Annotated in this window: 22 protein-coding genes; 14 read left to right on the top strand and 8 right to left on the bottom strand. The window is 63.6% G+C overall.

Annotation, left to right across the window (positions count from 1 at the left end):
- The first annotated feature begins 12 nt into the window (after nt 1-12).
- The 5 genes from Q0025_RS05640 (at nt 13) to Q0025_RS05620 (ending at nt 3,051) form a co-directional block, all read left to right on the top strand.
- A complete protein-coding gene (locus tag Q0025_RS05640) occupies nt 13-855 on the top strand; it encodes a folate-binding protein (protein ID WP_297296872.1) in 843 nt (280 codons plus the stop codon).
- Nucleotides 852-1,469: a DNA-3-methyladenine glycosylase I gene (locus Q0025_RS05635; protein ID WP_297296870.1), complete on the top strand. Its 618-nt coding sequence runs from the start codon at nt 852-854 to the stop codon at nt 1,467-1,469. The genes Q0025_RS05640 and Q0025_RS05635 overlap by 4 nt, the downstream gene beginning before the upstream one ends.
- Before the next feature lies 1 nt (nt 1,470).
- Nucleotides 1,471-2,133, top strand: coding sequence for a phosphohydrolase (locus Q0025_RS05630; RefSeq protein WP_297296868.1), 663 nt, complete (start codon nt 1,471-1,473; stop codon nt 2,131-2,133).
- Nucleotides 2,134-2,254: 121 nt separating this feature from the next.
- The gene (locus Q0025_RS05625; RefSeq protein WP_297296866.1) at nt 2,255-2,767 is read left to right on the top strand and encodes a protein tyrosine phosphatase; all 513 of its coding nucleotides are present in this window, start codon (nt 2,255-2,257) and stop codon (nt 2,765-2,767) included.
- A 35-nt stretch (nt 2,768-2,802) separates the two neighbouring features.
- Nucleotides 2,803-3,051, top strand: a complete 249-nt coding sequence (locus tag Q0025_RS05620; protein WP_297296864.1) for an exodeoxyribonuclease VII small subunit — start codon at nt 2,803-2,805, stop codon at nt 3,049-3,051.
- Nucleotides 3,052-3,073: 22 nt separating this feature from the next.
- Here the strand turns inward: Q0025_RS05620 and Q0025_RS05615 are convergent, their stop codons facing one another.
- The 3 genes from Q0025_RS05615 to Q0025_RS05605 form a co-directional block, all read right to left on the bottom strand.
- Nucleotides 3,074-3,982: an ion channel gene (locus tag Q0025_RS05615; protein ID WP_297296862.1), complete on the bottom strand. Its 909-nt coding sequence runs from the start codon at nt 3,980-3,982 to the stop codon at nt 3,074-3,076.
- A gap of 150 nt (nt 3,983-4,132) precedes the next feature.
- On the bottom strand, nt 4,133-4,345 hold the full coding sequence (locus tag Q0025_RS05610) for a hypothetical protein (protein WP_297296860.1): 213 nt from the start codon (nt 4,343-4,345) through the stop codon (nt 4,133-4,135).
- Nucleotides 4,346-4,352: 7 nt separating this feature from the next.
- Nucleotides 4,353-4,496: a hypothetical protein gene (locus tag Q0025_RS05605; protein ID WP_297296858.1), complete on the bottom strand. Its 144-nt coding sequence runs from the start codon at nt 4,494-4,496 to the stop codon at nt 4,353-4,355.
- A gap of 177 nt (nt 4,497-4,673) precedes the next feature.
- Between Q0025_RS05605 and Q0025_RS05600 the strand changes: the two genes are divergently transcribed.
- Nucleotides 4,674-5,327, top strand: a complete 654-nt coding sequence (locus Q0025_RS05600) for a glutathione S-transferase family protein (protein WP_297296856.1) — start codon at nt 4,674-4,676, stop codon at nt 5,325-5,327.
- 30 nt (nt 5,328-5,357) lie between these two features.
- Here the strand turns inward: Q0025_RS05600 and glyS are convergent, their stop codons facing one another.
- On the bottom strand, nt 5,358-7,484 hold the full coding sequence (gene glyS / locus Q0025_RS05595) for a glycine--tRNA ligase subunit beta (RefSeq protein WP_297296853.1): 2,127 nt from the start codon (nt 7,482-7,484) through the stop codon (nt 5,358-5,360).
- Nucleotides 7,485-7,696: 212 nt separating this feature from the next.
- On the opposite strand from glyS, the gene Q0025_RS05590 reads away from it, so the two are divergent.
- Genes Q0025_RS05590 through Q0025_RS05580 form a run of 3 tightly spaced genes read left to right on the top strand, consistent with a single transcriptional unit; the run spans nt 7,697 to nt 9,487 of the window.
- Complete coding sequence (locus Q0025_RS05590; protein ID WP_297296851.1) at nt 7,697-8,083, top strand: DUF6165 family protein; 387 nt, start codon at nt 7,697-7,699, stop codon at nt 8,081-8,083.
- A gap of 32 nt (nt 8,084-8,115) precedes the next feature.
- Entirely contained in the window at nt 8,116-8,922 is an 807-nt protein-coding gene (locus tag Q0025_RS05585; protein ID WP_297296849.1) for an NAD kinase, read from the top strand.
- On the top strand, nt 8,906-9,487 hold the full coding sequence (locus tag Q0025_RS05580; RefSeq protein WP_297296847.1) for an NUDIX domain-containing protein: 582 nt from the start codon (nt 8,906-8,908) through the stop codon (nt 9,485-9,487). Before Q0025_RS05585 ends, Q0025_RS05580 begins: the two co-directional genes overlap by 17 nt.
- Before the next feature lie 33 nt (nt 9,488-9,520).
- Here the strand turns inward: Q0025_RS05580 and Q0025_RS05575 are convergent, their stop codons facing one another.
- On the bottom strand, nt 9,521-10,816 hold the full coding sequence (locus Q0025_RS05575) for a DUF2336 domain-containing protein (protein ID WP_297296845.1): 1,296 nt from the start codon (nt 10,814-10,816) through the stop codon (nt 9,521-9,523).
- Between the two features lie 92 nt (nt 10,817-10,908).
- Here Q0025_RS05575 and Q0025_RS05570 point away from each other — a divergent pair, with 92 nt between their 5' ends.
- The gene (locus Q0025_RS05570) at nt 10,909-11,517 is read left to right on the top strand and encodes an aldolase/citrate lyase family protein (RefSeq protein ID WP_297296843.1); all 609 of its coding nucleotides are present in this window, start codon (nt 10,909-10,911) and stop codon (nt 11,515-11,517) included.
- A gap of 11 nt (nt 11,518-11,528) precedes the next feature.
- On the opposite strand, the gene Q0025_RS05565 is transcribed toward Q0025_RS05570, so the two are convergent.
- Complete coding sequence (locus Q0025_RS05565; protein ID WP_297296841.1) at nt 11,529-12,089, bottom strand: nitroreductase; 561 nt, start codon at nt 12,087-12,089, stop codon at nt 11,529-11,531.
- 142 nt (nt 12,090-12,231) lie between these two features.
- Here Q0025_RS05565 and Q0025_RS05560 point away from each other — a divergent pair, with 142 nt between their 5' ends.
- The 4 genes from Q0025_RS05560 (at nt 12,232) to cobS (ending at nt 16,250) form a co-directional block, all read left to right on the top strand.
- Nucleotides 12,232-13,203, top strand: a complete 972-nt coding sequence (locus tag Q0025_RS05560; protein WP_297296839.1) for a hypothetical protein — start codon at nt 12,232-12,234, stop codon at nt 13,201-13,203.
- Nucleotides 13,204-13,317: 114 nt separating this feature from the next.
- Nucleotides 13,318-13,488, top strand: a complete 171-nt coding sequence (locus Q0025_RS05555) for a DUF3311 domain-containing protein (RefSeq protein ID WP_297296837.1) — start codon at nt 13,318-13,320, stop codon at nt 13,486-13,488.
- Nucleotides 13,485-15,035, top strand: a complete 1,551-nt coding sequence (mctP, locus tag Q0025_RS05550) for a monocarboxylate uptake permease MctP (protein WP_297296835.1) — start codon at nt 13,485-13,487, stop codon at nt 15,033-15,035. The genes Q0025_RS05555 and mctP overlap by 4 nt, the downstream gene beginning before the upstream one ends.
- 375 nt (nt 15,036-15,410) lie before the next feature.
- Nucleotides 15,411-16,250 (top strand): adenosylcobinamide-GDP ribazoletransferase, encoded by an 840-nt coding sequence (cobS, locus tag Q0025_RS05545; RefSeq protein ID WP_297296833.1) that lies wholly within the window; start codon nt 15,411-15,413, stop codon nt 16,248-16,250.
- A 28-nt stretch (nt 16,251-16,278) separates the two neighbouring features.
- Here the strand turns inward: cobS and Q0025_RS05540 are convergent, their stop codons facing one another.
- Nucleotides 16,279-17,526 carry a M23 family metallopeptidase gene (locus Q0025_RS05540; RefSeq protein WP_297296831.1) on the bottom strand — a complete coding sequence of 416 codons (1,248 nt, stop codon included), beginning with the start codon at nt 17,524-17,526 and terminating at the stop codon, nt 16,279-16,281.
- 128 nt (nt 17,527-17,654) lie between these two features.
- The gene (locus tag Q0025_RS05535; protein ID WP_297296829.1) at nt 17,655-18,350 is read right to left on the bottom strand and encodes an rRNA adenine N-6-methyltransferase family protein; all 696 of its coding nucleotides are present in this window, start codon (nt 18,348-18,350) and stop codon (nt 17,655-17,657) included.
- Between the last annotated feature and the right edge of the window lie 8 nt (nt 18,351-18,358).

The following is an 18,358-nucleotide window of genomic DNA, read 5'->3' as shown; positions in this document are numbered from 1 at the left end:
CGGAATGGATCGATGGATAGAGGCGCGAGCCTGCTTGCCGACCGCGGGATCATCAAAATATCGGGTGCCGAGGCGCTTGGCTTCCTGCACCGGCTGGTGACCAACAGCCTCCTTGATCTAAAGCCCGGCGCGGCCCGCTATGCGGCCCTGCTCTCCGGCCAGGGCAAGCTTTTGTTCGATTTCTTTGTTGTCCCTTTGCCCGAAGGGCCGGAGGCCGGCTGCCTGCTCGACTGCCCGCGCAGCCAAATCCCCGATCTCGTCAAAAAGCTCAATCTGCATAAGCTCAGGGTGCCGATCACGATCGAGGATGTGAGCGCGAGCCTGGCTGTTGCCGCCGTTTGGGGCGAACCGCCGCCGGCAGGCTTTTCCGGCGTCGCCTTTGCCGATCCGCGGGCTGAGGATCTCGGCCTGCGGCTCATTGCGCCGCCCGAGTCGCTCGCCTTCGCCACGGCTCCGCAGGACGGCTATGAGGCACACCGCACCGCCTTGGGCGTGCCGAAGGGCGGCGTCGATTTTCCCTATGGCGACGCCTTCGTGCATGATGCCGATCTTGATTGGCTGAACGGCGTCGACTTTCAGAAAGGCTGCTATCCCGGCCAGGAGGTCGTCGCCCGCGTGCATTTCCGCAAATCGGCGCGCAAGCGCATATTGAAAGTGCGTTTCGATGGCCCCCCGCCTGCTCCCGGCAGCGCGGTGACGATGGGCGAGATCAACATCGGCCATATCGGCTCGGTCGCCGGCGCGCGCGGCCTCGCCATGCTGCGGCTCGACCGTGTCGAGGATGCCAAAGCCGCCGGCACGCCGCTGATGGCCGGCACCGCGGCGCTCGATGTCGCCCCGGTGCCGCCGCAATGACGCACACGCATGCGCATGCCGACGGCAAGACGCGCTGTCATTGGCCGGGCGACGACACGCTCTATCTCGCCTATCACGACGACGAGTGGGGCGTGCCGGAATATGACGACCGCGCACTGTTCGAAAAATTCATCCTCGATGGCTTTCAGGCCGGGCTGTCATGGATCACCATCCTGCGCCGGCGCGACAGCTTCCGCAAAGCCTTCGACCATTTCGATCCGGCCAAGATCGCCCGCTATAAGCCGACGAAGCTCGCCGCACTGATGCAGGACCAAGGCATTATCCGCAATCGCGCCAAGATCGAAGCTTCGGTCAGCTCGGCGCAGGCCTATTTGGCTTTGCAGGAGCAAGGCGGCTTCAGCCAATACCTCTGGAATTTCGTCGACGGCGCGCCAGTGCAGAACAAATTCCGCCGCCAGGATCAAATCCCGGCCGAGACGCCGCTCTCGCTCAAAATCTCGAAGGACCTGAAGCAGCGCGGCTTCAAATTCTGCGGCCCGACCATCGTCTATGCCTTCATGCAGGCGATCGGCATGGTCAACGACCATATCGTGCCCTGCTGGCGGCATGAGGCCGTCGCCGCGCTCGCCGAACAGAACGCCAAGGGCCGCTGACATGGCTGCGGCGCGCGCTTGGGTCCGGCTGCTATCGGGCAAGAGACTGGATCTCCTCAACCCGACGCCCTTCGACTGGGAAGACGAGGATCTGGCGCTCGGCCTCGCACGCACTTATCGCTGGGGCGGCCATTCGGCATGGCCGTTGCCTTTGTCGGTGGCGCAGCATTCGCTGTTCGTGCTGCAATTGCGACGGCAGCGGTTTCCCGAGGCGAAAGACGCGCGCGCCGACCTGCGCGAATTGCTGCATGATGCCGACGAGGGTTTGCTCGGCTTCGATTCAATCTCGCCGCTCAAGCCTTTCCTCGGCGAGGCCTATCATGATCTCGTCGCGCGCCTGCAGAATGCCATCGGGGTGCGTTACGGCCTGCCGGCCTGGACCGCAAAGGAAAAGCGCATCCATAAAGAGGCCGACCGGATCGCCGCGGCGACCGAGGCGGTGCGCGTCGTCGGCTGGACGCTCGACGAGGTGCACCGCGTCCTGCGCATTCCCTTTGAGCCTTTGACGCAGGATCCGCTCGAGCCGGTCTATGGCGACAAAGCCTTTGCGCCCTGGCCGCCGCAGTGCGCCGCCGAGCGCTTCCTGGCCGAACTCAAGGCTTTGACACGGGCCGCAGCCGGTCCGTCGAAAAAGGCCGATAAGCGAGAAAAATCCTTGGCTTAAATTATAAAACGCGGGCTTGAACCATCGGACGCGGCAGCTTGCCTCTCGCCGCCCCGCGCCGAGGCGTTTAGAATGGCGCAAGCCGCGATTCAGGCGGCCGTTCGATCATGAGGAAACGCCGGTGCCGCGCCTTCACGTTTGCTCGCTTTTTCGGATTTCCGAAATCACCGAGGCGACGGGTGCAAAATCGCTCGTCACGCTGATCAACCGCGACATTCACGTCGAGCGGCCGCCGGCGATCGCCCCGGAGCGGCATCTGCATGTTGCGATCTCCGATATTTGCGAGGCCACCGAAGGGCATGTGCTGGCCGACGCCGGCCATGTCGAAACCCTGATTGATTTCGTTCGCGCCTGGGACCGGGCGCAACCGCTGGTGATTCATTGTTTCGCCGGCGTCAGCCGTTCGACGGCGGCCGCCTACATCACAGCCTGCGCTCTCAGTCCCGATACGCGCGAAAGCGAGATAGCCCGGCGCCTGCGGCACGCTTCGCCGACCGCCACGCCGAATGCGCATCTTGTCGGCCTCGCCGACCGGATTCTGGCGCGCGGCGGCCGCATGAGCGCCGCCATCAAGCAGATCGGCCGCGGCGCGGATTGCATCGAAGCCGAGCCTTTCGCATTGGACCTCAATTAAACCGATCCATCTCCTCTTGCCGATATGAGCCGAATGTGAGCGACGACCAAAACGACATCAGCACGTTGACGTTCGAAAGCGCGATGAAGGAACTCGAATCGATCGTCGAGCGGCTGGAAAAAGGCAATGTCGAGCTCGAGGAGTCGATCGCGATCTATGCCCGCGGCGAAGCCTTGAAGAAACGCTGCGATGAACTGCTCAGAAGCGCCGAGGAGCGGATTCAGAAGATCACGCTTGGCGCCGACGGCAAGCCGACCGGGACCGAGGCGCTCGACGCCGAATAGCGAATAGAAGCGCCCCGCCGCCTCAATCCAGTGCGCCAGCGGGAGCCTCGGGCTCGGTCCAGCCGACGCGCGAAAGATCGGCAATCGTGCGGCCCTGCTCATCGATCGCAACCGCATCGGCGTAACGGTGACCAAACAGAATTTCGCTCGGATCGTAATCCTTGTTGTCGTAAACGTGCGCCGAAAGCATCGGGTCGCGTGACTCGATCGACAGGAAGAGACGTGTCACGAATTTCGGAAAGCTCTCCGCGTCGTATTGATGGAGCGGGCTTGTTGCATCGATCCGGTGCATCAAGGTCCAAGTCAGGCCGAAGATCGGAATATGCGAGCGCATCAGCGGCAGATCGTAGATGCGGCGGAAGAATTGCCCTTCCGCGGTCCATTCGCTGATCAACGCCGAAAGCTCGGCCTTGGTCTCGGCCATGGCATGGGCGCGGCCGTTGCCGATGCGGATCATCAGCGTGCGCTCGCCGTTGAAGTGGCCGATGACGGCTTTTTCGGCATAAATGACCCGCGCACGCGGTCGCGAGAACCGAACGAAAACGAGACCGGTCATGATCGTCATGAAGGTCATGCCGGCGAAAATCTCGGTCGAGGCGACGATATGGCCATAAAGCGTTGCCGGCGACATGACGCCGTAGCCAACCGTCGCCAGGGTTTCGAGGCTGAAGAAAAAGGCGTCGCCCAGCGAACCCGGACGGACATTGTTCACGCTTCCGGGCTGCGCAAGGTAGAGCAGCGCGAAGATGAAGTTGAGCGACAGATCGATCGCCAGAAGCGTTGCGACGAATCGCGGCCAGCTCATGGCGAGCGCGATGTGATAAGGATCGCGCCAGTCGAGTTTGCGCGCATCGCGGCCGCGCAGCACAAAGGCGCCGCCGCGCAGCGTCATGCCCGTCGGCTTGAGCTTTCTCATCTTGTCGTTGGCCATGACCAATCTCCGCCAAGCCGCTTTGGTAGCGGATCGGCGGAGAAAGTCGAGCGCGCAGAGCGCGTCAAAACTGGAATCGAGAACCTCGGTTTTTCAATCGCATCGAATTGATCCGAAAACCGCTTCGCACTTTTCGGTCCGATGCTCTAACTATCCGAATTTCATACTGATCGGGTCGCGGCTGATTTCGAGCTCGCCCTGATAGGCCTCGCATTCTTCTTCGGCATAGCGCAGCGCCGCCGCTTCATCGCGGAACAGGCCGCCGCAAAGGCCGTGCGTTTCGATAACGATCCAGCCAGCTTCAGGGTCACGTCCGACGACAAAATGGGCGCCGTCGGCAGCGGGAGGGTGTTGGTCGCTCATCTGGATTTCAATGCCCCGCCAAAAAGTCGGCGGCGCGAACGAGCAGGCCGAATGCAACCATGCAGGCGATCGTGCCTGCCAGCAAAACCTCGGGCCGCACGAGAAGGCTCGGCTCCGATTCCGCACGACGCGCGCGCGCTCTTGATCTCATCTTCATCTCCAACGCCGAAACCTCGGCAGCGGCCGAAATTTGGCGATGAGACCATATAGATTCGAGAGGCGCCGAAGCCGCGCGGTATATAAGGCGCAAGAGGTCTCCAATCTCTTGATTTGGCCTTGAAAGCTTGCCGACCCCGCAGCCGATGCTTTTTTACCCGGAGGCCCCGCGATGACCGTCGTCATTACCGCCTTTGAAAGGTCACCCGATGGCGGCAAGGGGCTGGCGCGTGATACGCGCGTGCGCTGGGCGCTCGAGGAAGTGGGACAGCCTTACGAGGTTCGCCATGTTTCGTTCCGCGCGATGAAGGAATCCACACATCTTCTTCTTCATCCCTTCGGCCAGATTCCCACCTATGAAGAGGGCGACCTCGCCCTATTCGAGACAGGGTCGATCGTCTTCCACATCGCCGAACGCCATGCGGGGCTGCTGCCGAACGATGCGAATGCGCGAGCGCGCGCCATCACATGGATGTTTGCCGCGCTCAATACGGTGGAACCGACAATCCTTGAACTGGCGACCGCCAGACTGCTGGAAGCTGACAAGCCCTGGAATAAGGAACGCCTGCCTTTGGTCGAGGAGCGCGTCCGAAGCCGGTTGAAGCAACTGTCCGCTCGCCTTGGCGATGCAGACTGGCTCGATGGCGCGTTCAGCGCCGGCGATCTGATGATGGTGTCGGTGCTGCTCAGGTTAAAATCTTCAGGCATTCTCGACGAATGTCCGAACTTAGCCGCCTATGTCGCCCGCGGCGAAGCGCGGCCCGCCTACAAGCGGGCTTTCGACGCCCAATTGGCCGTTAACAGCGGCAAGCCACCGACCGCCTGATTGAGGTCCGTCCTGCACGGCGTTTCAGCTCTAGCCCGCGATCTTTGAGAAATCCGCGACCTGATGAACCGCATCGCGGAGCGCGCTCAGCAACCGCAGACGATTGAGACGCAGCGCCGGATCGTCGGCATTGACGGTGACCTTGTCGAAGAAGGCATCGACCGGCGCGCGCAACTGCGACAAAGCCCGCATCGCCCCGGCAAAATCTTCCGCAGCAATGGCACGCTCCGCGTCGGCAACCGCGATGCCGAGGCTTTCCGCCAAAGCCTTTTCTTCCGGGAGAGCGAGCTTTCCTGATGCGAAAGGCTCGGCATAGCTTTTCGCTTCCGCGGCGCCGGCTTTCTTTTCTTCGGCGCGCAGAATATTCGCCGCGCGGCGATAGCCGGCGAGAAGATTCCTGCCATCGTCACTCTCGAGAAAAGCGCCGAGCGCCTCGACGCGGCGGACGATGAGCAGCAAGTCATCGTTCGTTCCGCCCGGCCCCGGCGCGGCGAAAACCGCATCGATCAGATCGTGCCGTGCGCCCTTGTCGCGCAGATAGACTTTCAAGCGGTCGGCGAAAAAGCCTAGCACGCTTTGGATGAGATCGTCCGGCACGCTTTTGAGATTCGCATAGCCCGCACGTGCGGCCTGCGTCGCCGCGGCGATCCGCAGCCGCAGATCGTTTTCGAGAATGATCCGGATGATGCCGAGCGCGGCGCGGCGCAAGGCATAAGGGTCTTTGCTGCCGGTCGGCTTTTCGTCGATCGCGAAGAATCCCACGAGCGTATCGAGCTTGTCGGCCAGCGCCACGGCGATCGAAACCGGCGCCGTCGGGATCAAATCCGACGGGCCTTGCGGCCGGTAATGATCGCCGATCGCCGCGGCGATCTCCGCCGGTTCGCCGTGGGCGCGGGCATAATATTGGCCCATCAGCCCTTGCAGCTCGGGAAATTCGCCGACCATCTCGGTGACGAGATCGGCCTTGGCGAGACGCGCCGCCCGCGCTGCCTTTTCGGAATTGGCGCCCACGACCGGCGCCAATTCCTGCGCCAAGCTCATGATCCGCCGCACCCGCGCACCCTGCGAGCCCAGCTTGGCATGAAAGACGATATTTTCGAGCTTTGGCAGCCGGTCTTCAAGCTTCGTCTGAAGATCGGTCTCGTAGAAGAATTTGGCGTCCGCCAGCCGCGCCCGCACGACACGGCCATTGCCTGCGATGATCGCCGCCCCGCCATCGGGCGCGGCGATATTGGCGACCAGCGCGAATTTATTGGCGAGCGCCCCGGTCGCGGCATCGCGCAGCACGAAACATTTCTGGTTGGCGCGGATCGTGGCGCGGATGACTTCCGGCGGCAGGGCCAAAAAATCTTTGTCGAACGTGCCGATCAGCACGACCGGCCATTCGACAAGGCCGGCGACCTCTTCGAGAAGGCCCGCGTCCTCGACGAGCTCCAGCCCCTGCGCATGGGCAAGCGTGCGGGCATCATAAAGGATGATGTCGCGCCGGCGGGCGGGATCGAGCACCACCTTCGCTTTTTCGAGCGCGCTCACATAATCGTCGAAACGGCGCACCCGGATCGCGCCCGGCGCCAGAAAACGATGCCCATAGGTGACATTGCCCGCCGCGATCCCGGCGACGGAAAAATGCACGATCTCCGGCTCTTCCGTCTCCGGCCCGAAGGTGGCGAGGATGGCGTGCAGCGGCCGCACCCAGCGGAAAGCGTCGGGCTTCACCGATTCGGCGCCCCAGCGCATCGATTTCGGCCAGGGGAAATTCGTCAGGATCGGCGGCAGGATGTCGGCCAGAACCTCTTGCGTCGCCTTGCCCGGCCGGGCGATGGTCGCGACGTAGAAATCGCCCTTTTTCGGATCGCTTTCGATCTGCGCTTCGGCGACGCTCGCCAAGCCCGCACTCTTCAAGAAGCCGTTGATCGCTGCGGCCGGCGCATCGGTGCGCGGCCCCTTGCGGACCTCTTTCGTGTCGCTCTGGCGTGGCGGCAGGCCGGCGATCTGCAGCGCAAGCCGGCGCGGCGTGACGAAACTGCCGGCGGATTCGCTGAAAAGATTGCGCTCGGCCAAGGCATCGGTAACGAGCTTTTTCAGGTCCTGCGCCGCCTGCGCCTGCATGCGGGCGGGGATTTCCTCGGAAAAGAGCTCAAGCAAAAAATCGGGCATGGATGTCACAACGGCCGGGGTGCGGGCCGCTTCTATAGGCGGGCGGCTTACATTTCAACGTATTGCCGGGCGCCCCCGGAGCCGCTAAGAGGCAAACGCATCCGCTGGCGCGCCGATCCGTCGAGGGGAAGCCGCGCCACTTCACGATGTTGGAGCATGGTCCGATCGAAAACGTCGGGCAAGTTTCGGTCCATGCTCTGAGGGGGCGGTCCATGCCTATTCTGGTCGAAATCGCCGCCGGCGAATTGATCGACAAGATCACCATTCTCGAGATCAAGCTCGATCAGATCGGCGAGGCCGCCAAGCGCGCCAATATCAGCCGCGAATATGAGCATTTGCGCGCCGTTTTCCGCGACCAGATCAGGCCGAGCGAGCGGCTTGCCGAACTGACGGCGGCGCTCAAAGCCGCCAATCAGGAACTCTGGCATATCGAAGACGATATCCGCGACCGCGAGCGGGCGAAGGATTTCGGCCCGGACTTCATCGCCCTCGCCCGTTCCGTCTATCAGACCAACGACCGCCGGGCGGCGCTGAAACGCGAAATCAACGCCCTGCTGCAAAGCCCGATCGTCGAGGAAAAAAGCTACGCGGCTTATTAAGCCGGCCTCCAACATGCGGTGAATCACGACCGATGCCCGACTCCAACGCCAGTCCGCACTTGAAGCGCATCGCGTTTCTGTCATCCGGCGTGCCGGAGGCCGAGGCGGCGCGCATCCGCCTGATCCACCTTTATGGCAACAGCGACGCCGCGACGGCCGATGTCATTGTTGCGCTCGGCGGCGATGGGCTGATGTTGCAGACGCTGCACCGGTTCATGAATACCGGCAAGCCGATCTACGGCATGAACCGCGGTTCGGTCGGCTTCCTCATGAACGAATATCACGAAGAGAACCTCGTCCAGCGGATCGAGGAAGCCGAATCGTCGGTGATCCATCCGCTGGCCATGATCGCGACCGACATCCACGGCAAGATCGCCACTGCGATGGCGATCAACGAAGTGTCGGTGCTGCGGCAATCCTATCAAGCGGCGAAAATCCGCATCTCGATCGACGGCAAGGAGCGGCTCGCCGAGTTGATCGCCGACGGCGTGCTACTTGCGACGCCGGCAGGCTCCTCCGCTTATAATCTTTCCGTCGATGGGCCGATCCTGCCGCTCAACTCGCCGCTGATGGCGCTCACGCCGATCTCGGCCTTCCGGCCGCGGCGCTGGCGCGGCGCGCTGCTGCCCGATACCGCGCATGTGACGCTCGACGTGCTCGAAGCCGATAAGCGGCCGGTGGCCGCCGTCGCCGATCATTTCGAGTTCAAGGAAGTTCTCAAAGTCGAAATCGCCATGGACCACGCGACCAATCTGGTCATCCTGCACGATCCCGGTCATTCGCTCGACGAGCGAATCCTGCGCGAACAATTCGGCTTCCAAGATGAGCGGCGCAGTTAAAATCCTTTGCCGCGAGATCGTCTCGCGCGGCTTCGGCTTGCTTGAACGCGTCACCTGGCGGCGGCGCAAATTCGACGGCACGCCGCAGGAGATCACGCGCGAATTCTACGACACCGGTCCCGGCGCCACGATCCTGCTCTACGATAGAGAGCGGCGGCGCATCTTGCTCGTGCGGCAGTTTCGGCCTGCGGTCTATCTTGTCGAGGGTCGCGACAGCCTGCTCGAGACTTGCGCCGGCAAGCTCGAAGGGGCTGCGGCGGCTGAGCGCATCGTCATGGAGGTTCTGGAGGAAACCGGCCTCAGGATCGGCGCGCCGACCTATCTTTTCTCCGCCTATATGAGCCCCGGCGTCTACGCCGAGAAGATCAGCTTCTTCACCGCGCCTTATTCCCCGCGCGACCGCGTGACGAACGGCGGCGGCCTCGCCGATGAAGGCGAGGATATCGAAATCGTCGAACCCACTCTCGACGAGGCCTTGGCGATGATCGAAACCGGCGAGATCGCCGATGCCAAGACGATCCTGCTCATCCATTACGCCGTGCTCCACCGGCTGATGGAGCGCTAAAATCTCGCCGCCGGATCGCTCAGGCGCGATGCGTCAGGCTGCAGCGAGTTCCGCTTCGATCGCGGCGAGATCGATGGTGATCCCGACCGGCATGGCCTCGAAAGCATCCTGGTCGGTCAACCACAACGGTGCTTCCTCGGCCTCGGGCAAGACGGGCATGTCGGCGGCGGCCGCCAGGCCGATCGCCCCTTCTGCCGCCGGCAACGCCGCGGAAAATTGCCGGGCTTCGTCGCGCGCGGCTTCGGCCGCGAAACGGCGCAGGACCGCGAGAAGAGAATCGAGTTCGCCGGTATTCTCCGCCTCGCAGGCGGTCAGCACCCTCTCGACCCTTTGCCGCGACAGGCTGGCGCCCGACACATCGCCGATATCGCCTTTGCCGAGCGCTTCGATGGCGGCGCGGAACGCGGGCAACAACGCCTCCGGCAGACCGGCCTTGCGATAAAGCGCAGCGAAGCCGACGCCGCGCCAATCCCGCGTCAAGCCCCTCACCCGCAGAAGCGGCAGTCCCGAAAGCTCGGCGAGCGCAGCTTCGAGCAGGCTGGCATTGCCGGAGAGCAGCGCGCGCAGCAGGAGGCTCGCCGTCAACTGGCCGCAGGCACGCAGATGGGCGACGAGCGCGGCAGCGCCATTCTCGCCCTCCTGGCTTGTCGCGGCAATGATGACGCGTGCCTGTTCGCAGGCGTCGCGCGTCACGCGCTGCGCCCGCTCGCCGGAGATCCATTCGCGCTCGGTGACGAAGGCGCGCAGCGCATCCGCCATGGCGGCAACGAGATCGGCCCGCAAGGCCGCCGGCAGGCCGGGCCGCAGCAGCAAGGCTTCGCGCATCTCGGCATCGAAACCAAACCGCTCGACCATCCGCCGCAGCGAGAAATCCGGCACGTCGGCGCCGGGATTGATCGCGAGCGAGATCAAGGCTTCGCGCGCCCCGACTTCGGCGATCGCCGCAGCAACCGCCGCCGAAACGCTCGGCCGCAAAGCCACCGCGGATTGAGCGATGGCATCGCCGATCGCCGCGCAATCGATCAGGTCTGAATCCGACAAAACCGGCGAACGGCCGAGAACGATGGAAGAAATATCCGATTGGTCGTCCGCGAGGCCGAGCACAATCGGATGCGGTGCCTCCGGCGCGCTGGCAAAGGCTTCGGCGAGCGCCCGGCGCACGAGCGGCGACGGATCGTCGAGAAGGCCGGTCAGCGCGAGTTCGGCCTCTTCCCGATCGGCTGGCTCCAGATCGGCGATCAGATAAACTCGCGCGAGCGCCGCCGCCGCTTCCGCCCGCTGCGCTGCCCCCGCGGTCCGCGCCCAATGCATGAATCGACGCACAATCATCAGCTTTTTCCGCACCGCGGGCGAAGCGCCGGCGTCTTAAGTTCCTCTTCACCATCTGCGATCATGGTAAATGTATCCTTAAGGCAAGGCTCATGCTCGTTCATCTTCTCGTCCCGGCCGAGATTCCAAAGCTTGAAAATGCGCTCGCGCGCGGCGCCGATGCGCTTTGGCTCGCCGGCCGCTCTTCCGCGGTCGCGGATTGTCTGCGCGCGGCGCGACAACTGCGCCCCGGCCGGCAGAAACTCTATGTCCACATCGAGTCGCGCGGCGAAACGATCGAGCAAGACCTCGACGAACTGATCGCGGCGGCGCCGGATGGGATCGTCCTGCCGGTCAGCCATGGCGCCGAGGTCGAGCATCTCGGCGTCAGGCTTGCCGTGCGGGAAGCCGAGCTGGGCCTTGAGGACGGGACGACGCAGATCATCGGGCTGATCGCTGCGCCTGCCGCGATCTTTCAATTGAGGACGCTTGCCGCCACAAGCCGGCGCCTCGTGGCTCTTAGCTTCGACGCTCGCGCATTTGCCAACGCCCTCGATGTGAGCGACGGGGACAGCGGCCCGCTCAATCTCGCCCGCCATCTCACGGTGCTGGCCGCCAAGGCGGCTGGAATTCCGGCTTTGCTGATCGACGACGAAACGGAAAGCCTCGCCACGACGGCGAAACGGGACGGATTTGATGGGATTGTGAGACGCGCGCCCTGAAGTTTCGTTCGTCAAGCCCGGAAATCGGTAACGATCTCGGAAAGCTGCGGCCGCACACGGTCTTCTCGCGGCCCCGGATCGCGGCCGATGTGAATGAAGCCCGCGATCTTCTCATGCTCGGCGAGGCCGAAACGTTTCAACACCGTCCGGTCGTAGCCGTACCATTCCGTCAGCCACGTGCTCGCAAAGCCGAGCGCATGGGCGGCGACTTCGAGATTGAAGCACACCGCCCCGACGCAGAGTATCTGCTCCCATTCCGGAATTTTATGATGCGGTGCGGCGCGCGAGACGACGCCGATCACGAGTGGCGCCAGGGCGAGACGCGCGCGCTCTTTTTCTAGATCGGCGCCGCCGGCTTCGGGATGTGCGGCGGCAAAAACCTCGGCAATGATCGCGCCGGCTTTCTCCCGCGCCTCGCCTTCGAAAACAATGAAACGAAACGGCACGAGCTTGCCATGGTCAGGGACGCGCGAGGCAAGCGTCAGAAGTAGGTCGCGCTCTGGTGGCGTCGGTCCGGGGCCCCTCAACAAGGCAGGCGGCGCCGAGCGCCGCTTACGCAGAAGATCGATCATGTCATTGTTCAAGCTGGCAACCTTTCCCGTAGAATTCGGCGCCGCTCATTCGCATGGAACAGGCGGCGTTGCACGCGATTTTGCCTGTCCCCTCGGTGCGGGTCAGCCATCACAAAGCCGGATTCTCTGCTAGATTCCGCCGATGAACTTGTTGCCGCGCCGCTTTGCGTTCGCCCTTCCGGCCCTCGTCCTTCATCTGAGCCTCGGCCTCTTCTCGCCGGCCCTTGCGCAAGACAACGGCGATGTGATCGCGCCGATCATTCCGCCCGGCGGCCTGATGGCGCCCCGCCACGACAGCACGCCGCAGACACCGCGTCATCCCTTGCTTCTGTCGGCGCTGCTGAGCGCGACCGATTTGCATCCGATCAGCGACGGCCTCAAATGGCGCATCTTCGATGAAACGCTCGAAGCCGACGGTTCGCACAAGCTCGTCGCGGAATCGAACGAGGCCGCACCCTCGCTCTCTTTGCCGGACGGCACTTACATCGTCCATTGTGCGATGGGGCTCGCCGGCATGACACAGCGCGTCACCATGGCTGGCGCGCCGATGAGCGAGCGGCTCGTGCTCAATGCCGGCGGCCTGCGCATCGTGCCCATGCTTGGCGACCAGCCGATCAATCCGGCGAAATTGACGATTTCGATCTATGTCCCCGCCCACAACAACGCCGAAGCCAAGCTCATCCTCTCCAAGGCGAGGGCCGGCGATATCATCGGCCTGCCGGAGGGCAATTATCACGTGGTCTCGACTTTGCTCGACACGACCGGTGTCGGCTCGCTGGCACAGAATGGCATCGCCAACGCCACCAATTCGGTCGTCAGCGCAGACCTGCACGTGCAGGCAGGTAAACTGACGGATGCAACGCTGCGCCACCGCGCCGCCGTCATGACCTTGAAGCTCGTCAATGCGCCGGGCGGTGAGGCCCTCGCCAATTCGGCATTCACGATCCTGACGCCGGGCGGCGACGTGATCCGCGAATTGATCGGCGCCTTCCCGTCCGTCGTCCTGGCCGAGGGCGAATATGTCGCTATCGCGCGGCATGGCGCCAAATCCTATCAGGCGACATTCAAAGTCGAATCGACGCATGACCACGATGTCGAGGTCATCGCCCGCTAGAGCACCTCCGCGGCGCGCAGAGCATGCAGACTTGATCGCCGCGCGCCGCTTCGCTAAGTCTTCTCCTCGGCCGGCGTCGCCTCGCTGCCGTGCCGCAAGCCGCACGGGGGGACGATGAAATATCTGCTTTTGACGTTGCCCTCGTTAGCGACTTTGCTCGTCCCGTTCTACAATGTCGCCGAGCCGCGGCTGTTCGGCTTTCCCTTCTTCTATTGGTTTCTCATTGTCCTGATCCCGCTCTCGAGCCTCGTGACCTATCTTGTCTATAAAGGTGAGAAGCGGTGATCGACCATTTGAATTGGGCCGCAACTGCCGTCTTCATCGGTTTTTTTCTTCTCGTCACGGTTCTCGGCTTCGTCGCGGCGCATTGGAAACGCGGCGACCTCAACGATCTCAATGAATGGGGCCTCGGCGGCCGCCGGTTTGGCGCCTGGGTCTCGTGGTTCCTGATCGGCGGCGATCTTTACACGGCCTATACCGTCATCGCCGTACCCTCCGTGCTCTATGCTGTCGGCGCCTATGGCTTCTTCGCCGTACCTTATACGATCATCATCTATCCGCTGCTCTATCTGACCTTTCCCCGGCTCTGGGCGGTCGCGCATCGCAAGAATTATTTGACCGCCAGCGATTACGTGCTCGGCCGGTACGGCAACCGATGGCTGGAACTCGCCGTCGCCTTCACCGGCATCCTCGCGACCATGCCCTATATCGCGCTGCAGCTCGTCGGCATGGAGCGGGTGATCGAGGCGCTAGGCTTCGAAGGCCGCGGGCTGATGAGCCACCTGCCGCTTACGGTCGCTTTCGTCATCCTGGCGCTTTACACCTATCGCAGCGGTTTGCGGGCGCCGGCGATGATCGCCTTCGTCAAAGACATCATGATCTATATCTTCGTCATCGCCGCAATCGTCGTCATTCCGGCGAAGCTTGGCGGCTACGGCGCGATTTTCGATGCCGCGGGCGCGGCGCTGGCGAAAAAGGCCGCGTTGAGCGGCAGCAAGGCCGCTGCGGGCCTCTTGCTCACGCCGAAGCAGATCGTTCCCTTCATCACACTCGCGTTCGGATCGGGCCTCGCGGTGCTCATGTACCCGCACGCGATGACCGGGATGCTTTCGGCACGCAGCGGCAATACGATCCGCATCAATGCCGTCGCACTGCCGGCCTATTCGGTGATGCTCGCGCTGATCGCGTTGATGGGCTACATGGCGCTTGCCGTGGGCGTCCATGTGAAGAATCCGCAGGATGCCGTGCCGCATCTCATCCTCAGCGTGTTTCCGGACTGGTTCGTCGGCTTCTGCTTCGCCGCCATTGCCATCGGCGCGCTCGTTCCCGCGGCGATCATGTCGATCGGCGCGGCCAACACCTTTACGCGCAACATCTGGAAGCCTTTCATTCACCCGGCGATGAACGCACGGGAAGAAGCGGTGATCGCCAAGCTGATGTCGCTGATCGTCAAGGTTGGCGCGCTCGCCTTCATTCTCTTCGTGCCGACCAAGTTCGCGCTTGATCTACAATTGCTTGGCGGCATGTGGATGGCGCAGATCTTTCCGGCGGTGATCTTCGGGCTCTATACACGTTGGTTCAACGGCTGGGCCCTGCTCGCCGGCTGGGCGGCCGGCATGGTCATCGGCACATGGCTGGCCTGGACGCCGGCGGCCTGGGTGCCGGTGCATAATGTTTTTGGATCAAGCTTCGCGGTCTATAACGGGATCACGGCGTTTCTTGCCAATGTGCTGGTTGCCGCCGTGTTGTCAGCGCTGCTGCCCAATACGGCGCGCGACGACACGCGCGCCGAAGATTATGCCGACCTGCCGGACGCCCAGCTCGCCGAATAGGCGGCACCAAACCGTCTAGCAGCCGGTCATAGTGACGTTGCTGTTGCAACGCATGGCCGAAAAACCATTCAGCGGCTGCGCCGGCGTCGACGAAGAACTCGAGACCGAAGGCAGCGCGAGCGGCCCGCATCCAGCAAGCCCAAGCAGGAGAAGGGCCAGTGCGATCCGTTTGAGCATTTCCGCACTCCCAAGTTTAAATTTATCGTGACTGAGGACTATGGCCGAGCGGTCATGGACTCGCTAGCGCATCGAAGACACACCGCTTGCAGGCGATATGGCCAAAAAGAGGCGCAGCTTCGCGCGTACTCTTTTTGTTTTCGCTTCTCGCCGCAATACGCGTCTTTGCCGACTATCGCGACGGTGAAGGGCCGCCAGATGGCGCTCGACAAAACAGGGGCCTCGCAGGAGACTGCCGGGATGAACCTGCCCGATGTGCGTGAAGTCCTGACCGACTTGGCGAGCGACCTCTTGGCTTGCCTGCGTTTCTATTCGCGGCTGCCCATTCCGCCTCTCGGTTTCGAACGCAATCCGCATGGTGCGGAAATATCCGCCCGCGTAAAAATGCTGCCCTTCGCCGGGGCGCTGATTGGCGCGGTCGCGGCCCTCCTCATGGTGCTTGCGACGCAAATCGGGTTGCCGGTGCAACTCGCCGCGGTCTTCGCGATCGTCACGCTCATCGTCGTCACCGGCGCGTTCCACGAGGACGGTCTGGCCGATTTTGCCGATGCGATGGGAGGCAACGCACCGGAACAGCGTCTCGCCATCATGAAGGACAGCCGGATCGGCAGCTTCGGAACGCTGGCGCTTATGACGAGCCTCTTGCTGCGGATTTTCAGCGTCGCAATCGTGGCGCGGCACAATCTGCTGCTGGCCGCTCTGGTGCTGATCGCGACCGCCGCCGTCTCGCGTACGCTGGCGCTTCTACCGCTTGTCCTGTTGCCGCCGGCCCGAATGGAAGGCGCGGGCTTCTCCGCCAGAAGCGATCAGCCGCCGCTGCGCATCGCGGCACTCGCGGCTTTCGTTCTGAGCTTGCTGCCATGGCTCGCGGGCGCGAGCCTTGGGCGCATTCTCACCGGGCTGCTGCTCAGCATTTTGGGCGCTTACGGCGTGACGGCTTTGGCCCGGCGGCTCATCGGCGGCCAGACCGGCGATGTTGCCGGCGCCGCCCAGCAGGCCGCGGAAATCGCGGCCTATCTCGTTTTCGCGGCGCGGTGAGCGTCCGACAATTTCTGCCTCCGGCGCGTTAAAGCCCGGCGAGATATTGAGTCGGATCGACCGGCGTCGCGCCCTTGCGAACTTCGAAGTGGAGCTGCGGTGATGTCGCATTACCGGTTTCGCCCGACTTGGCGATGACCTGCCCGCGCCGGACCACCTGCCCTCGCCTGACTTCCAGCTCGTCGTTGTTGGCATAAGCCGTTACGAAACCATTGGGGTGGCGGATGAGGACAAGGTTGCCGTAGCCGCGCACCTCGTTGCCCGCATAGACGACGACGCCGGCTTCCGCGGCCTTGACCGAGGTGCCTTCCGGCAACGCGATATTGATACCGTCGTTGCTGCCGCGCCGATAGCCTTCGGTGATCCGGCCGCGCGCGGGCCAGCGGAATTCCGGCGGCGCATCGGCTGCCGCAGCGGTTTCCTCGTGCGCCGGCTCGAGGCTTGCCGTCGGCATATGGTCGACTGGCCGCTTGATGATCGGGGCCGCTTCGGCGACACGGGTGTGGCGGTGCTCGACAGGCGCGGCATCGGCCTCCGGCCGTACATGCATCTTGGCAATTTTTTCGTGCTTCTCGCGCAGCGCCAGCTTTTCCCGCGCCTCGGCTTCGCGCTTTTCGGCGCGGAGGCGGCGTGTATCCGCGGGCTCCGGTCCACGCACGAAGTGCAGCCGTTCGGCGTGGATCCGCGCCTGGGCGCGACGCTGCGCGTCCCGCGCCGCGTCGAGGCGCACGCCGCTCGAGGCCGCGAGGGAAGCGTTATACGTCGGGATCACGATGTGCGCGCCCGGCCGGATCTGGCCGGCATAGGAATAGCCATTGGTATGCACCAGCGCTTCGGTCGGAATGCCGTAGCGGCGGGCGATGATCTCGGCGTTCTCGCCCGAGGCCACGACGACCGGCATGCCGCCCTCCGCGGTCCAGCCTGCCGCGCTCTGGCGAACGGGGCCTGTCGCCGTATCGCTGCCGCTCCAGCCGCGCGAGGCTAAATGCTGGCTGGGATAGGCCGGCGCCGCATAGCTCGAATAGGGATGGCTCGCGTAATTGCCCGGCGGCGGGGTCAGCGGCCGCGACTCGACCGGCTGGGTCGGCGCCGACTGCGCCGGCTCGGAAATGCTCGCTGTCGGCGTGCGGTCGATGTCGCCGCGGAACGGATCGGAGAAGGGATTTCCCGCCAGGCGATCCGAATCGGCACACCCGGCGAGCAGGCCGGCGCAGCAACCGGCTATCAAAAGACGAATCGTGAGACCGGTGTTCAATGCCGACGCAAAACTGGCCATGACGCAACCCACAGACAAAGATCGTGGGTCGCATTAAGCGAGCAAGCGAGTTAAGGGAGCGTTTAAGATGAACGCCGCTTCACCCAATTCCGTCGCATTTTAGCTTAATGCGCGCTTAACGCGCCGGCTCACAAAACCTCCGCGGTGCCCGCCAGCAAGGCCGGCAACCGGCATGGGCCAAGCACCGTTTCGACAAGGTCGCCATCGGGGCCGCGGCGCAATTCGACGAGCACCTGACGCCATGTCACCTGCGCATCCCGCCGCGCCATGACGATGCGGCCATCCTCCGGCAGGAGGCCGGCGAAAGCAGCCGGCGGGCAATCGAGCCGGCCGTGGATCAAGATGCGATCGAAGGGGCCGGCCGATGCCGGCACGGAAAGACCGTCGGCGAAGATTACTTCGACGTTCTGCTTGCCGAGGCGCTCGAGCCGTAGCCGCGCCGCGATCGCCAAAGTCTGGAAGCGCTCGATCGATATGACTTGCGCGGCGATCTCGGCGAGGATCGCCGTTGCATAGCCGGACCCGGTGCCGATTTCGAGCACGCGATGATCTTGGGTCAGTCCCAGGGCTGCGATCATGCGGGCGACGAGCGAGGGCTCGGTCAGCGTCTGGCCGCAGCCGATCGGCAGCGCGAGATCGCGCCGGGCAAGATCGACGAAACGATGCGGCACGAACATTTCGCGCGGCACTTTTTCGAGCGCGCGCAGCAGGTCGAGATCGCGGATACCGCCGGAACGCAGACGCAAGAGAAACGCCGCTTTCTCCTCGGCACGCGCCGCGGCGGCGTCTTCCTCCGCGATAGCCAGCGATCCGCTTTTCTTCACGTTCCGCG

It is taken from the genome of uncultured Methylovirgula sp., from assembly GCF_947646745.1.
GTDB lineage: Bacteria > Pseudomonadota > Alphaproteobacteria > Rhizobiales > Beijerinckiaceae > Methylovirgula.
The sequence above is the reverse complement of the archived record's forward strand: the minus strand, read 5'-3'. Positions and strand labels throughout refer to the sequence as shown.